Origin of the sequence: Streptomyces sp. NPDC051018 (assembly GCF_044456085.1) — a bacterium.
Taxonomy (GTDB): domain Bacteria; phylum Actinomycetota; class Actinomycetes; order Streptomycetales; family Streptomycetaceae; genus Streptomyces.
In genome coordinates this window covers 118,565-133,291 of record NZ_JBITFN010000009.1, presented here as the reverse complement: position 1 = coordinate 133,291, position 14,727 = coordinate 118,565, and the positions used below count along the sequence as shown (strand labels likewise).

Genomic DNA, 14,727 nt, shown 5'->3' with positions numbered 1-14,727 from the left:
CCCTCAGTCGTTCAGGCCGATCTGCTGCATCAGCCCGATGAGGTCGTAGAAGAGGTTCTCCTCGGCGATCCGCCCGTCCACCCAGTGCGCCACCGTGCAGAAGTCCACCGCGAAGGCCCGGCCCGTCGGCGGGATCTCACCGCCGGGGCCCCGCATCGGTCCGGTCATGGTCCCGGTGAAGCGCGCTATGGAGCAGGTCCACTCGCCCTGGGCCAGGAGCACCTTGTACGGCCTGTTCGCCACCCGGTTGTCCGGGAAGGTCCGGAAGAACTCCACCGCCTCGGCCCGGTGGTCGTGCCGTCCGCGGGTCGGCTCGGCCTGGCCCGGCCAGTACACGACGGTGTCCGGGGTGTGGCGGGCGTCGAAGGTGTCCCAGTCCTGTGCGTTCCAGGCATCGTCGAGGGTCTGCATCAGCTGCATGTTCTCTTCGGCGCTCATCCCGCCTCCTGAGAGAGTCCGGCCGGACACTCGGGTCACCCCTCCAGAAAACCCCCGGGCCGACCGCCCCGCAAACGCATCCGAGGCGTCCCGGATGACCGGAACGCCTCGGATGATCAGCTGTGCGCCGCCAGGGACTCGAACCCCGGACCCGCTGATTAAGAGTCAGCTGCTCTAACCAACTGAGCTAGCGGCGCCTGGTGACCTAAAGAGTACCTGGTCCCGGCGGGTGCTCCGGGCCGGACACCCGGTCTCCGCGCGAGTGGCCGGTGCTGGGCGACCCGCGCGTCGGCGGGGCGGTGGACCGGAAACGTTCACCCGCGCTAGTGCTCTAGAGGGTCAGCGACAGCACCATGGGCGCGGCCTTGCGGTTCAGGACGTCGGCGGCCGAGCGCAGCCGGTGGGCGTGCTCGACGGGCATCGAGAGCGCGAGGCAGCCCACCGAGGAGCCCGCGGTCAGCGGGACCGCCGCGCAGACCGTGCCGACCGCGTACTCCTGGAGATCGAGGACGGGGACCGTCGGCGGCTGGCTGTCCAGCTTGGAGAAGAGCAGCTTCTCGCTGGTGATCGTCCGCGAGGTGAAGCGGGTGATCTTGTGACGGGAGAGATGGTCGCGGCGGCCGTTGCGGTCGAGCTGGGTCAGCAGACACTTGCCGATCGCGCTGGCGTGGGCCGCGGTGCGGAAGTCCACGTACTCGTAGACCTTGGGGGTGCGCGGGCTGTCCGCGTACTGCGTGACCCGGATCTCGCCGTCGATGTACCGGCTGACGTAGACCGCCGCGCCCACCGAGTCCCGCAGCTCCGCCAGGGCCTCCTGGATCTTGTCCTCCATGGTCCGCTGACGGGTGGTCCCGGAGCCCAGGAGGACCAGCGAGTCACCGACCACATACGCGCCGTCGGCGAGCTGCTCGGCGTAGCCCTCGCGGCGCAGCATCGTCAGCAGCGGTGCCAGATGACCGGCCGGCAGACCGGTCTCGCGGGCGATCTGGGCGTCGGTGACGCCGCCGGAGTGCCTGGAGATCGTTTCCAGAACGCGCAGAACGTACTGCACCGACTGGAACGGCACGGTCGGCTCGGGCCTCAGCGCCACGGTCTCCCCCTAGCAGGTCGTCACCGCAAGCTTCCCTTACCACGATAGCGGTCAAGAGCCGTCGGAAGTACGGCGGTTGGCGAGAAAGGCGGGGCAGATCAGGCCCGCACGCTGGGATCATTTCTCTGGCATATGCCAGAGGCAAGATCGGCCGCGCTGCAATTTCACGCGTCATTGCACGTGATCCCGGCTCCGGTCCGATGTGCCCCGCCTCTCCTACAACACCGCGCTCAGGAACTCCCGGGTCCGCTCCTGCTCGGGCTCGGTGAAGATCCTGTCGGGGTGGCCGGATTCGATCACCTTGCCCTGGTCGAACATCATCACGCAGTCGGAGATGTCCCGGGCGAAGCTCATCTCATGGGTCACACAGAGCATCGTGATGTCCGTGGAGCGCGCGATGTCCCGGAGCAGATCGAGCACTCCGGCCACCAGTTCGGGGTCCAGCGACGAGGTCACCTCGTCCAGGAGCAGGACCTTCGGCCGCATCGCCAGCGCCCGTGCGATGGCCACGCGCTGCTGCTGGCCGCCCGAGAGCCTGGTCGGATACGCGTCGCACTGATCGCCGAGCCCGACCAGCTCCAGCAGCTCCCGGCCCCGCTCCTCGGCCTCGTCCCGGGAGAGCCCGAGCACCTGCACGGGCGCCTCGGTGACATTGCGCAGCACCTTCATATGGGGGAAGAGGTTGAACTGCTGGAACACCATCCCGATGTTCTTGCGCACCTCCCGGACATGCCGTTCGCCCGCCGGTACGAGGGTGCCGTTCTTCTCCTCGAGGTTCAGATACCGGCCGTCGACCCTGATCGTGCCCTCGTCGGGCTTCAGCAGGGTCATCAGCAGCCGCAGGATCGTGGTCTTGCCCGACCCCGACGGCCCGATGAGGGTGACGTGCTTGCCGGGGTGGACGGACAGGTCCAGTGAGTCGAGGACCGTATGGGATCCGAAGCGCTTGGTGACGCCGTCGAAACGGACCAGGTCGACCGGGCCGGCCGCGGCAGCCGGCCCGGCGGCGGAGTCCGCCCGGGGCCCGGGGCCCGGGGTGGCTTGGAGATCTTCGGGAAGGGTGCTGTCAGCGGACAAGACGACGCTCCAGGGCTCGCATCAGAAGGGATGCCGGATAGGACAGGGCGATGAAGGCGATGCCGACGACCGTGAACGCCTCGATCGTCAGGAAGGTCTGGGACGCGAACTGCCGGGCCTCGCCCAGCATGTCCATCACTCCGATGACGAAGATCATCGGAGTGTCCTTCAGCATCGCGATGACGTAGTTGCCGAGCGCGGGCGCCACCCGGCGGACCGCCTGCGGCAGGATCACCGCGCCCCACACCCGGGTGCGCGGCAGACTCAGCGCGGTCGCCGCCTCCCACTGTCCGCGCGGCACCCCGTCGATACCCGCGCGATAGACCTCGGCGGTGTACGTCGAGTAGTGCAGCCCGAGGCCGACGACCCCGGTCACCATCGCCGAGAGCGTGAGACCCCACTCCGGCAGCACGTAGTACAGGAAGAACAGCTGCACCAGCAGCGGGGTGTTGCGTACGAACTCGGTGACGGCCGTCACCGGCCAGCGCACCACGGCGAACCGCGAGCGCTGTGCCAGCGCCCACACGAGCCCGAGCGCGAAGGCGAGCAGCGCCCCCAGCACCAGGGCCTGGAGGGTGACCGCCAGCCCGTCCCAGAAGCGCGGCATGAAGTCCTCGACCGCGGACCAGTTCCACTGCATCAGCGCTCACCTCCCACGGATTCCACGGCTCCGGCAGGGGCCCCGCGGCGGCCGGACGGACGCCCCGGCAGCCGGCCGGACAGCGGCCCGGCCGGCCGCTCCTGGCCGAGCCCGGCCTTCGCCTGCCGCTCCAGCGCGCGCATCCCCCGGGTGAGTACGAAGGCGAGCACGAAGTACATGACGAGGATCACCGTGTACACGGGAGCGCTTTCACCGGTCGCGTTGCGCACCAGCGACGCCCCGAACGCGAGGTCCGACACGCCCATGACGGAGACCAGGGCCGTCGCCTTCAGCAGCTCGATCAGCAGATTGTTGAACGGCGGGATCATCTCCGGCCACGCCTGTGGCAGCACGACCCTGCGCAGCTGCTGCCAGGGGGTGAAGTTCAGCGCGATGCCCGCCTCGCGCTGCCCCTGCGACACCGCGGCGACCGCGCCCCGCACGACCTCGGAGCCGAACGCGCCGTAGGTCAGGCCCAGGGTGAGGACGGCGGCCCACAGCGGTACGAGCTGCCAGCCGAAGGCCAGCGGCAGCACGAAGAAGATCCAGAACATCAGGATCAGCGCGGAGGTGCCCCGGAAGATCTCGAAGTAGGCTCCCGCGAGGAACCGTACGATCCACAGCCGGTGCGCCCGTGCCAGCCCGATGACCAGGGAGGCGGCGGCGGCGAACGCGGCACTGAGGACGGTCAGCTGGACGGTGATCCACACGCCCTTGAGAAGGAGCTCCCACAGCCCCGGGGTGATCTCGCTCATGGCGCGCACTTCTCCTCGGCGGTGATGGTCGTCATCTGCGCCTCACCGAAGCCGAAGGGCCGCATCAGCTCCAGCAGCTCACCGCTGCGCTTCAGCTTGTGCAGTTCGCGGTTGAAGGCGTCGCGCAGGGTCGTCTCGGGGGAGCGGAAGGCGAAGCCGCCGACGTCGACGACCGGTTCGCCCTTCAGGAAGGGGGTGACCTCGGGCGTCGCCTCGGCCCGGTCGCTGCCCTCGACGACATTGCGCACGGACACGGCCGTGCCCGCGAACACATCGACCCGGCCCTGTTCCACCGCGAGCAGCCCCGCGAGCTGGTCGGGCAGGGTCGTCACACTTCCGACCCCGGCCTCCTTCGCGTACTCGATCTCCGCGTACCCGACCCCGGTCGCCATCCTGGCCCCGGACTCCGCCACGTCCTTGTACGTCCGCACCTTCTTCGGATTGCCCTTGCGCACGATGAACGCGCTGAGCATCTGGAACTCGGGATCCGAGAAGATCACCTGCTCGCAGCGGGCCGGGTTGATGTACATCCCGGCGCCGACGACATCGAACTGGAGCGAGTTCAGGCCGGTGATCAGTGAGCCGAACTCGGTGGGGAAGGGCTGTACGTCGTCGACGCCCAGTTCCCTGAAGATCCTGCGGGCGATCACGGGGGCGGACCCGGTCATCTCGCCGTCCTTGCCGATATAGCCGAACGGCTGCTCACCCGCGAGGCCCAGCCGTACGGTCCCCTTCGCGCGCAGCTGCTCCAGCAGCTGTCCGCCGTCGCCGGCGTCCGCGGTGGCGACCCTGCTGCACGCGCTGGTCGTGCCCACGGCGCCCATGGCACCGAGGGCCGCTGCTCCGGCGAGCAGCGAGCGGCGTCTGAGCCGCCGGGGCCGCGCGGTCGCGCCGCCCCGGTCCGTGTCGTCCCTCTCCGTACGGTCTCGGTCGGTGCTGTCCTGTCTGCTCTCCTGTGGTCGGGCCATGGTCGCGCGGCTACCCGGAACGTATGCGTGTATGCGGACGGAAACGAGACGGCCTCGGGGAACCCCGGACCCGGAGCCCGGGCTCCCCGGGCAAAGGGCGTGGCAGGCGGGGGCAATGGCCCGGGAACGAGGGGGCAAAGAACGGGGAATAAGCGGAGGTTACCTCCCGTTTATTCTCTGCTGTAGTTTGCTTCCCTGCGCACGAAGGGCTGAACCGGTGGACGACACGAGTAAGGGCGCCCCCAGCGACCCCGTCCGAGGCACGGTACGGGGCTCCGCCCCCGTGCCTCTCTCCGTGCTGGACCTGGTCACCGTCGGTGAGGGAAACACCGCCGCCGGTGCGCTGAGGACCAGTGTGGCGATCTCGCGCCTCGCCGAGAGCCGGGGCTACCACCGCCACTGGGTCGCCGAGCACCACTCCATGCCCGGGGTCGCCTCGTCGTCGCCCGCCGTGATCCTCGCCCATCTCGCCGCGCACACCACCGATATCCGGCTCGGCTCGGGCGGGGTGATGCTGCCCAATCACGCGCCTTTGGTGATCGCCGAGCAGTTCGGCACCCTGGAGGCGCTCGCCCCGGGGCGTATCGACCTCGGGCTCGGGCGCGCGCCGGGGACGGACGGGGCCACGGCCGCCGCGCTGCGGCGGACCCAGCGGGCGGGGGAGGGCGCGGAGGACTTTCCGCAGCAGGTCGCCGAGCTGACCCGGTTCCTGGACGACGACTTCCCCGACGGGCACCCCTACGCCCGGATCCATGCCGTGCCGGGGCCGGTGCAGGGACCGGCCGGCCGTCCGCCGGTCTGGCTGCTCGGCTCCTCCGGGTTCAGCGCGCGGCTCGCGGGGGCGCTCGGGCTGCCGTTCGCCTTCGCCCACCACTTCTCGGCGCAGAACACCGAGCCCGCGCTGGAGCTGTACCGGAACTCGTTCCGCCCCTCGGCCCTGCTGGACGCTCCCTACGCACTGATCGGGGTGGCGGCGCTAGCGGCGGACGACGAGCGCGAGGCGCGGCGCCAGGTGATGACGGGCGCTCTCTCGATGCTGCGGCTGCGGACCGGGCGCCCGGGGCTGATCCCCTCCCCCGAGGAGGCGGAGGCGTACCGATTCAGCGAGCTGGAGCGGGAGTTCGTGGAGGGCTGGCTGGTCAATATCGTCCACGGGTTGCCGGATGCCGTACGGGAGGGGCTCGACGGGCTCCAGAAGCGCACCGGGGCAGACGAGTTGATGATTACGGCTCAGGCGCACAGCGGTGAGGTACGGCTGCGGAGCTATGAACTCATCGCCGACGCCTACGAGCTGACTCGCGAGTAGTTCCGAGTCGGCGCGCGGTGAGTCCGACCCGACCTGACCTGACCTGACCCGACCCGACCCGTGAGCAAGTCCGGAACCGATGCGCGGGTGAGCCCGAACGGACTCGTGGGCAGGCCCGGACCGGCGTGCGGATGAGTCCCGTCCGCCGCTCCGGGACGGGCTCCCCGGTTCCGGGCGGCGGGCGCCCCGGCCCCGGGCGGTGGGTGGCCCGGCCCGGAGCCCCGACGGAGTTCTCGCAGGTGGTTCACCACCGGCACCTGCGCATGGCTGGTTCGTTCCGGCCTTAAAGCCCCCTTAAACGCTGCTTAAAGCCCTCGTCATTTACGGTGAGGGGCGTTTCATCTTTCTCATCGAAACTCTCTGACGAGCTGTTTCCTCCTTGAATTGGTCTAGTCCACGTTTGGTCGAGACCATTGACGCGGTGGTGGCCGGATCGCTATTCCTTTCCTCCGGCCCACGTTTCTCATGGGCCGGACCCAGTCCCCCCACTCCCGGAGGCAGTTCGTGCGCTCCCGTAAACCCTTGATCGCGGCAGTGTCGACCGTGGCACTCGCCGCGGGCGTCATCGCCGGATTCGCCGCCACCGGAAACGCCGGCACACCGGGCAAGGCCGCCGCGCCGGCTGCCTCGGGGGTGAAGATCGCGTACTACGACCAGTGGAGCGTGTACGGCAACGCCTTCTACCCCAAGCATCTGGACACCCGCGGCATCGCGGAGAAGCTGGACATCATCAACTACTCGTTCGGCAACATCCACCCCACCGACCTCACCTGTTTCCAGGCGAACAAGGCGGCGGGCGACGACAACAACCCCAACGCCGGTGACGGCGCGGGCGACTCCTACGCCGACTACCAGAAGTCGTTCTCGGCGGCCGACAGCGTCGACGGCGTCGCGGACAAGTGGGACCAGCCGATCGTGGGCGTCCTCAACCAGTTCAAGAAGCTGAAGGCGAAGCACCCCCATCTGAAGATCAACATCTCGCTGGGCGGCTGGACCTACTCCAAGTACTTCCACGACGCGGCCAAGACCGACGCCAGCCGTCAGAAGCTGGTCTCGTCCTGCATCAAGCAGTGGATCGACGGCGACCTGCCCAAGGCCGACGGCTTCGGCGGGCCCGGCACGGCGGCCGGGATCATCGACGGCATCGACATCGACTGGGAGTACCCCGGCTCGAACGGCGGCCACCTCGGCAACCACTACGGCCCCGAGGACAAGGCCAACTTCACCCTGCTGCTCGCCGAGTTCCGCAAGCAGCTCGACGCGAAGGGCGCGGCCAACGGCGGCAAGAAGTACCTGCTGACCGCGGCCATGCCGGCGGGCCAGGACAAGATCAAGTACATCGAGACGGACAAGGTGGGCGCGTACCTCGACTACGCGAACATCATGACGTACGACATGCACGGTGCCTGGGACGGCGACGGCCCGACGTACCACCAGTCGCCGCTCAACTCGCCCCCGTCCGACCCGACCGACCCGATCGCGCCGGGCACCGAGAAGTACTCGATCGACAACGCGGTCGACGCCTGGATCGACGGTGACCCCGTCTACGGCATCGCGGGCGGCTTCCCGGCGGGCAAGCTCACCCTCGGGTACGAGTTCTACTACCGCGGCTGGAAGGGCGTCCCGGCCGGGACGAAGAACGGCCTCGGCGGCACCGCGACCGGCGGCAGCGCCCCGCGTCCGCTGAGCCAGGCGGCCGGTATCGCCAACTACAAGGAACTGGGCGGTATCGTCGACAACCCGGCGACGACCTTCTGGGACGACGAGGCCAAGTCCGCGTACTTCTACAAGGACGGCGAGTTCTTCACCGGCCTCGACAAGCGTGCCATCACCGCCCGCGCCGACTACGCCAAGAGCCGCGGCCTCGGCGGAGCGATGATGTACTCCCTGCTCGGTCTGGACGAGAAGACCACGCTGCTGAACGAGATCGTCGCCGCGGTCGGGGCCACCCCCAAGCCCAGCCCCAACCCGACGGACCCCACTCCGTCGCCGACCGACCCGAAGCCGTCCCCGACCGACCCGCAGCCCGGCTGCACCACGGGTCCGTGGAAGGCCTCCGACACCTACAACTCCGGCTCGGTCGTCTCCCACAAGGGCCGCCTCTGGAAGGCCCAGTGGTGGACGCAGGGCGAGGAGCCCGGAACCACGGGCGAATGGGGAGTCTGGCGCGACCAGGGCGCCTGCTGAACCGGCCCGGATGAGGGACGGCTGAGTCCCGCACCACCCGAGAACCACTGCGATCCCCCCACAACACCGCCTCCGCCCGGAGTTTCTCCAGGCGGGGGCGGTTCCATTGGATCCAGCGTGCCCGGTCGGACGGGTCCAGCCGGGCAGGTCCCGGGGGCGTACGGGCTCCGGGGGGCCGTGCCTGACCTCGTGCCTGACCTCGTGCCCGGCCTTGTGCCCGGCCTTGTGCCCGGCCCCCGAGGCGGCCCCGGCGGCTCCCGGCTCAGGCGGGCAGCGCGGTGAGGCCGATCAGCTCCGCGATACGGTCGGGCGGCACCGCCCGGGAGTACAGCCAGCCCTGCCCGGTGTCACAGCCGATCCGCCGCAGCCGGGCCGCCTGCCCCGAGGTCTCCACGCACTCCGCCGTGACCGTGAGCCCCAGCCGGTGCGCGAGCTGCACCAGGGCCTCGACGATGGTCTCGTCGGCCGGGTTCGCATGCGCCTCGTCCTGGAAACCCCGTACGAACGCCCCGTCCAGCTTCAGCGCGGACACCGGCAGCCGGCTCAGATACGCCAGGTTCGAGTATCCGGTGCCGAAGTCGTCGATCGCGATCCGCACGCCCATGTCGCTCAGAGCCTGGAGCGCCTGGAGGGGGCGGCCCGCCGAGCCCATCACCGCGGACTCGGTCAGTTCCAGTTGCAGCAGCCGCGGCGGAAGGCCCGTCTCCGCCAGGATCTCGGCCACATCCGTCACCAGGTCCGAGTCCCAGACCTGGCGTACGGCGACATTGACGCTCACGAACACCGGCCTGCTGCCGGGGTGGTCCCGCAGCCACTGCGCGGCCTGACGGCACGCGGTCCGCAGCACCCAGCGGCCCAGCTGGACGATGGAGCCGTCCTCCTCGGCAATCGAGATGAACCGATTCGGCGTAAGCGTCCCGAATTGCGGGTGGTGCCAGCGCACCAGCGCCTCCACCCCCCGGGTGACCCCGTCCGCGAGCCCCACGAGCGGCTGGTACTCGACGGCGAACTCCCCCCGCTCCACGGCCGGCCGCAGCGTGGAGGAGAGCGCCTGGCGGGTCATCCGGTGGGCGTTGCGCTCGGGGTCGAACAGCGTCCAGCGCGCCTTGCCGTCCTCCTTCGCCCAGTACAGCGTGGTGTCGGCGGCCTGCATCAGCCGGGTCGCGGTCGTCCCGGCGACCGTGCGCTCCACCACCCCGATGGACGCCGACACCGACAGCCGCTGTCCGTCCAGGTCGAACGGCTGCTGGAGCGCCGCCAGCAGGGTGCGGGCGAGATCGGCCAGTTGTTCCGTACCGGTGGAGTCCTCGACGAGGACGGCGAACTCGTCGCCCCCGAGCCGCGCCACCAGATGTCCCCCGCCATGGCTGAGACCGCCGCTGTCCGCGCACTCGGTGAGCCGTCCGGCGACCGCGGCGAGCAGCCGGTCGCCGATCCGGTGCCCGAGGGTGTCGTTGACCGCCTTGAAGCCGTCGAGGTCGAGGTAGCACAGCCCGATCCGGCCGGTGGAGCCCTGCCCGTACGCGGAGGAGTCCAGGGCCGCGGTGAGCCGTTCGAAGAAGAGGGCGCGGTTCGGCAGCCGGGTCACCGCGTCGTGCATCTCCAGATGGCGCAGCCGGGCGCGCAGCTCACGGCGGTCGCTGACGTCCACCACGGAGAGCAGCACCCGGCGGCCCGAGGCCCGGTCGTCGGGCAGTGGAGTGATCGTGATCTCGGCCCAGAGCGTACGTCCGTCGGAGTGCTTCAGCCGCCGGGTGCAGCGGAAGCGGGAGCGCCGTCCGGACAGCGCGTCGCGGTACGCCTGCCAGGTGCGGCGGTCGGACGCCAGCCCGGTGAGTTCGGCGGCGGGCAGCCCGGACGGGTCGGTGCCGCACAGGGTGGTGAAGGCCGTATTGGCGCTGACGACCAGGCCGTTGTGGTCGACCACCGCCATCGGGAGGTGTGCCGCGTTGAACGCGGCCCGGTGGTCGCGCAGTTCGGCGGGCGAACAGCCCTGACGCTCCGTGATCCTCGGCCGGGTCCTGCCGGGGACCGCCGCTCGCGCGGGCCCAGTTCCGTCGGGGGTTCCGCTCACCGCTCACTCCCGCAGTGCAGTTGTGTCGTACAGGGGCGTACAGCCGTACAGATGTGGTCGGAAAAGATCGGGCACCGTGACCATTCCGGATGTCGAGGTGCAAAACCGAGAAGGCCCGGAAAGCCGGAGAGGGTCCAGGAAGCCTGAGAAGCCCGAGAAAGTCCAGGAAAGCAAGAAACTGTCGAAGAAGACTGAGAGAAGCTGAGTAAATCTGGGGAAAGTCGAGGAAACGGACCGGGGAAAGTGTGCCGATCATAGAGGCTGCCCCCTCGGCCGTTCCACCTTCGCCACCTTGGCGCATCTCACCGGCGCACTTTGAGCGATCGTTTCTGCGCGGGTCTGTGCGAGGGGCTTCGCGGGTCTGGGCCGGTCTCGTTCCGTCCTGATCGATTGTGGCGTTCTGTGAGTCCCCGGAACGCCCGCCGGCCGCCCATGGATCTCGGCTCGGTGTCGGGCCGATGTCGGCCCGGTCACCCGACTGGTGCAGCGGAACAGGACGTACGCCTCTAAATCATCACAAGGTGGTGGAGGTGTCTCCCATTCCGCAGCCGGAGGTCTACGTGGAGCGTCAGCAGTCACCCGCGGGAACACCCGGGGGAGTGGCACACGGGCGTCTGTACGGTTCCGGTTCCGGTTCCGGCGGTCACGGGGGTGCCCGGGGCGCCGGGGGGCGGGGAGACGGCCGGGGGCGCCCGCGTGCCACGGGCGGGGAGCGCGGCCGGGTGCGGAGCACCGCAGCGGCCCTGACCTCCCTGATGGCGCTCGCCACCACGTCCCTCGTCGCCGGCCCCGCGGAGGCCAGGACCTCGTCGTCCTCCTGCGCGCTCCCGCGCTCGCCCGCACACCACTCCCTGGGCCTCGACACCTGGAACACCTCGTATCCGAAACCCGACGACGGCCTCGACGCGGTCATGGTCTTCCTGTCGTTCCCCGACGCCGTCCCGCGCAGCTCCCCGGCCCGGCTCGCCGCCGACCACTTCCCCGCCACCAGCGAGTTCTTCGAGCGCGCCTCGTACGGGAAGTTCACCCTCCGGCCGCATCCCCGGCGCGACTGGGTGAGGATGCCGAAGCCGTCGACCGCGTACGGGATAAGCCGGGACTGGAAGCCCTCCCACCGGAGCGCCTATCTGCGCGACGCGCTCTCGGCCGCCGACCGGAAGGTCGACTTCTCGCGGTACGACATCGTCTATCTGGTCGCCGATCCGGACGCGCCCGGCGTGGACTCCGACGCCACGAAGGTCGTCAACTTCGAACGTCCGATGACCTACGACGACACCGAGGTCCGCCGGGTCGTCACGGTCTTCGAACAGCACCCGCCGGACCGCAATGTGCTGGCCCACGAGACCGGGCACGTCTTCGACCTGCCGGACCTCTACCACCGCCCGACGGACGGCAAGGGCGACTGGGACACCTATGTCGGGGACTGGGACGTCATGGGCAGCCAGTTCGGCATGGCCCCGGACCTCTTCGCCTGGCACAAGTGGAAGCTGGGCTGGCTGGACAGCCGGGCCGTGCGCTGTGTCACCCGCCCCGAACTGCTCACCCTGGAGCCCGTGGGCGCGGCCCCGATGCCCGGCGGGAGCCTCGGCACCCGCCTCGCGGTCGTACGCACCGGGGCGGACACCGCGCTCGCGATCGAGGCCCGCTCCGCGACCGGCAACGACGGCACGACCTGCACCGAGGGGGTACTCCTCTACCGGGTCCGGGCGGACGCGGCCTCCGGCGGCGGTCCCGTCGAGGTCGTGGACACCCACCCGAGGACGGGGGCGTGCTGGGACCGGTCGGTGTATCCGCAGCTGGCGGACGCGCCGCTGGGTGTCGGCGAGACCTTCACGCTGGCGGGGGCGTCCGGGGAGCGTACGCGGATCGAGGTGGCGGACCGGACCAGGACGGGCGCCTGGACGGTCAAGATCACGACGGCCTAGTCTCCACCCGGTCCACCTGATACGCCCGGTGCCGGGGGCTTCGCCGGCGGTCGTGGCGTACGGCCTCCGCTCGCGCCGGGCCGGAGGCGGTCAGATGGTTCCGGCCCGGATTGTCCGGGCGGTCCGGACAGGCAAGAAAGCCCCTCGCTCACGCGAGGGGCTTCTTTCGTCTGTGCGCCGCCAGGGACTCGAACCCCGGACCCGCTGATTAAGAGTCAGCTGCTCTAACCAACTGAGCTAGCGGCGCCTGCTGACGTCGTAGACCTTAGCATCCTGCTCGGCGGGAGGAAAAATCGATACCCGGACACTCGCGGTGGAGGCCGATCGGGCCGCGCGCACACACGCCCAGAGCAGTACCTCGGGCCCCGGGAGCCAGGGGTGCCGGGTGTCCGGGGCGACCAGCCAGCGGGGGCCGGCGGACTGTTCCCCGGTGGTGTCCTCGGTCAGCGGCGGAATCGTCACGGCGTCCCCGTTGCCGTGGCAGAGCAGCGGGGGTACGGAGTCGCTCCACTCCTCCCACTCCAGCAGGGCGGGCAGCCGGGAGGCCGTTCCCGGTACGGCGAAGATCAGCATCCGCCCGCGGTGCATGGCGACGGGCCCGGACCCCGGACCCTCCTCCCAGAGCCGGTCGAGCATCTGGCGGCCGAAGACCGAGGGCACGTTCACGATGTCGAAGACCGTGCCGCAGGGGAGTACGGCCGGGGCGGTCGGGCGGGTCTCCCAGAGCGACAGCGTCGAGCGCGGATACGTTCCTGCCGAGGCGAGCCAGTCGGCGCCGGGGGCGGTGACCTGCGAGACGCGGTGCTCACTCTCCTCCTTCAGGAGGGTGAAGAGGTCGGTACGGCGGTCTTCGTCGCCGGCGGTCAGCAGGTGGTCGTTCCTCAGCCATGCACTCATGGGATCTACATCTACCGGGCGTAACGTGATCGTTCCAGAGTGTTCGGCAAAATCGGGACAGGGTGGGGTGGGAGGGGGTATCTTGCGCACCGGCATATGCCAGATGTGATGTTGCCTGGCAGATTCGTGCATACGTTCCCCGGGTGAGGGGGTTCCGGCCCGGGTCGCACCGCGGGGTCGGCTCCGCGGGTGGCGAGCGGTGCGGAGGAGTGTCGCGGGGCGGGGTTGGCGTTACGGGTTTCGGTGAGTGCCCCTCGGGTGCCTGCGGCGTGGCGGGAGGTTCCGGGGCGGTGCGGGGGTTCCCCGGTACCCCGGAAACGGCGGCGGGTACCCCGGTGTGCCTACGGGGTGGCGTCGCGGAGCAGCCCCCGGCCGAACTCGATCATCTTCTTCGCGTAGTCCGCGGTCCATCCCGCGCGCTCGGCGATGTCCGCCGGCGTCAGCCGGTCGAACCGCCGGGGATCGGCGAGCTGTGCCGCGGCGAGCGCCTGGAACTCCACGGACCGGTCCGTGGCCGCGCGGAACGCGAGCGTCAGCTCGGTCGCGCGGTGGAGCAGTTCCCTCGGGTCCTCGATTCCGTCCAGCCCGAAGAAATGCTCGGGATCCGCGGCGGCCTCCGACGGCTCGAACAGCAACGCCGCGGGCCGCGGCTTCCGCACGCGCGGCTCGGGTTCCGCCATCTGTCTTTCCTCCCGCACTCTCTCCACACGCCCCGGCCCACATCACCGGACTGCGCGTCCATTGTCGCGCTGCGCGCAAGAGGGCGTCTGGTGTGGTGGGCGGTGGGGGTACGGGGCTGTCCTCAAACGCCGGACGGGCTGGGAATTCCCGGTCATCGCCTGCACGGTTCTGCCGGTGTGCCCCTTGCCCGGGGCGGGGGTCCGTCCTCAATCGCCGGACGGGCTTGAGTGTGCCCTCCGCGCGTGGGGGAGCGGCCACCGCCGCGAGGGTTCTGCCGGGTTGCCCTGGCCCGGGGTGGAGGTCCGTCCTCAATCGCCGGACGGGCTGGGTGTGCCTGTTGCTGGTGGGGGTGCGGTTGTGGGGGTGAGGGTTTTGCTGGGTTGCCCTGGCCCGGGGTGGAGGTTCGTCCTCAATCGCCGGACGGCCTGGGTGTGCCCGTTGCTGGTGGGGGTGGCTCTCCCCGGGGCGGGTTTGAATTCGATCGCCGGGTGGGCTGGAAAGCACAGGGTCCCGTGGTGGGCGGGGGCCTGATTTTCAGCCTCGCCGGCGTTTGAGGCGCGGGGTTCGGGGCGGAGCCCCGCAGGGGCCCGGGTTGTGTTGCTGGAGCCGAGGGGGCTGTGCTTGGCCGGGTTGGTCAGGGTGTGCGGGGTCTGGGGTGCCCTGCCCCGGGGCCCCGTGGTGGGCGGGGG

12 protein-coding genes and 2 tRNA genes are annotated in these 14,727 nt (G+C 70.1%); 3 read left to right on the top strand and 11 right to left on the bottom strand.

What is annotated here, in order from left to right; genetic code table 11:
* Nucleotides 1–3 precede the first annotated feature (3 nt).
* The 7 genes from ACIBCM_RS17610 to ehuB form a co-directional block, all read right to left on the bottom strand.
* A complete protein-coding gene (locus ACIBCM_RS17610) occupies nucleotides 4–438 on the bottom strand; it encodes an ester cyclase (RefSeq protein WP_399244081.1) in 435 nt (144 codons plus the stop codon).
* A gap of 123 nt (nucleotides 439–561) precedes the next feature.
* Nucleotides 562–635: transfer RNA gene (locus ACIBCM_RS17605), tRNA-Lys, on the bottom strand.
* Nucleotides 636–769: 134 nt separating this feature from the next.
* A complete protein-coding gene (locus ACIBCM_RS17600; protein ID WP_399244078.1) occupies nucleotides 770–1,528 on the bottom strand; it encodes an IclR family transcriptional regulator in 759 nt (252 codons plus the stop codon).
* A 216-nt stretch (nucleotides 1,529–1,744) separates the two neighbouring features.
* Complete coding sequence (gene ehuA / locus ACIBCM_RS17595; protein WP_399244076.1) at nucleotides 1,745–2,605, bottom strand: ectoine/hydroxyectoine ABC transporter ATP-binding protein EhuA; 861 nt, start codon at nucleotides 2,603–2,605, stop codon at nucleotides 1,745–1,747.
* Nucleotides 2,595–3,245 carry an ectoine/hydroxyectoine ABC transporter permease subunit EhuD gene (ehuD, locus tag ACIBCM_RS17590; protein WP_399244074.1) on the bottom strand — a complete coding sequence of 217 codons (651 nt, stop codon included), beginning with the start codon at nucleotides 3,243–3,245 and terminating at the stop codon, nucleotides 2,595–2,597. Before ehuD ends, ehuA begins: the two co-directional genes overlap by 11 nt.
* Nucleotides 3,245–4,000: an ectoine/hydroxyectoine ABC transporter permease subunit EhuC gene (ehuC, locus tag ACIBCM_RS17585; protein WP_399244072.1), complete on the bottom strand. Its 756-nt coding sequence runs from the start codon at nucleotides 3,998–4,000 to the stop codon at nucleotides 3,245–3,247. The genes ehuD and ehuC overlap by 1 nt, the downstream gene beginning before the upstream one ends.
* On the bottom strand, nucleotides 3,997–4,968 hold the full coding sequence (gene ehuB / locus ACIBCM_RS17580; RefSeq protein WP_399244070.1) for an ectoine/hydroxyectoine ABC transporter substrate-binding protein EhuB: 972 nt from the start codon (nucleotides 4,966–4,968) through the stop codon (nucleotides 3,997–3,999). The genes ehuC and ehuB overlap by 4 nt, the downstream gene beginning before the upstream one ends.
* Nucleotides 4,969–5,185: 217 nt before the next feature.
* On the opposite strand from ehuB, the gene ACIBCM_RS17575 reads away from it, so the two are divergent.
* Nucleotides 5,186–6,274, top strand: coding sequence for an LLM class flavin-dependent oxidoreductase (locus ACIBCM_RS17575; RefSeq protein ID WP_399244068.1), 1,089 nt, complete (start codon nucleotides 5,186–5,188; stop codon nucleotides 6,272–6,274).
* Nucleotides 6,275–6,778: 504 nt separating this feature from the next.
* Nucleotides 6,779–8,461, top strand: coding sequence for a glycosyl hydrolase family 18 protein (locus ACIBCM_RS17570; protein WP_399244066.1), 1,683 nt, complete (start codon nucleotides 6,779–6,781; stop codon nucleotides 8,459–8,461).
* Between the two features lie 262 nt (nucleotides 8,462–8,723).
* On the opposite strand, the gene ACIBCM_RS17565 is transcribed toward ACIBCM_RS17570, so the two are convergent.
* Nucleotides 8,724–10,535: a putative bifunctional diguanylate cyclase/phosphodiesterase gene (locus ACIBCM_RS17565; RefSeq protein WP_399244064.1), complete on the bottom strand. Its 1,812-nt coding sequence runs from the start codon at nucleotides 10,533–10,535 to the stop codon at nucleotides 8,724–8,726.
* A 722-nt stretch (nucleotides 10,536–11,257) separates the two neighbouring features.
* Here ACIBCM_RS17565 and ACIBCM_RS17560 point away from each other — a divergent pair.
* Nucleotides 11,258–12,460 carry a M6 family metalloprotease domain-containing protein gene (locus ACIBCM_RS17560; protein ID WP_399244062.1) on the top strand — a complete coding sequence of 401 codons (1,203 nt, stop codon included), beginning with the start codon at nucleotides 11,258–11,260 and terminating at the stop codon, nucleotides 12,458–12,460.
* 173 nt (nucleotides 12,461–12,633) lie between these two features.
* On the opposite strand, the gene ACIBCM_RS17555 is transcribed toward ACIBCM_RS17560, so the two are convergent.
* The 3 genes from ACIBCM_RS17555 to ACIBCM_RS17545 form a co-directional block, all read right to left on the bottom strand.
* Nucleotides 12,634–12,707: transfer RNA gene (locus ACIBCM_RS17555), tRNA-Lys, on the bottom strand.
* Complete coding sequence (locus ACIBCM_RS17550) at nucleotides 12,698–13,357, bottom strand: bifunctional DNA primase/polymerase (protein ID WP_399244060.1); 660 nt, start codon at nucleotides 13,355–13,357, stop codon at nucleotides 12,698–12,700. Before ACIBCM_RS17550 ends, ACIBCM_RS17555 begins: the two co-directional genes overlap by 10 nt.
* Before the next feature lie 341 nt (nucleotides 13,358–13,698).
* Nucleotides 13,699–14,037: a hypothetical protein gene (locus tag ACIBCM_RS17545; RefSeq protein ID WP_399244058.1), complete on the bottom strand. Its 339-nt coding sequence runs from the start codon at nucleotides 14,035–14,037 to the stop codon at nucleotides 13,699–13,701.
* Nucleotides 14,038–14,727 lie beyond the last annotated feature (690 nt).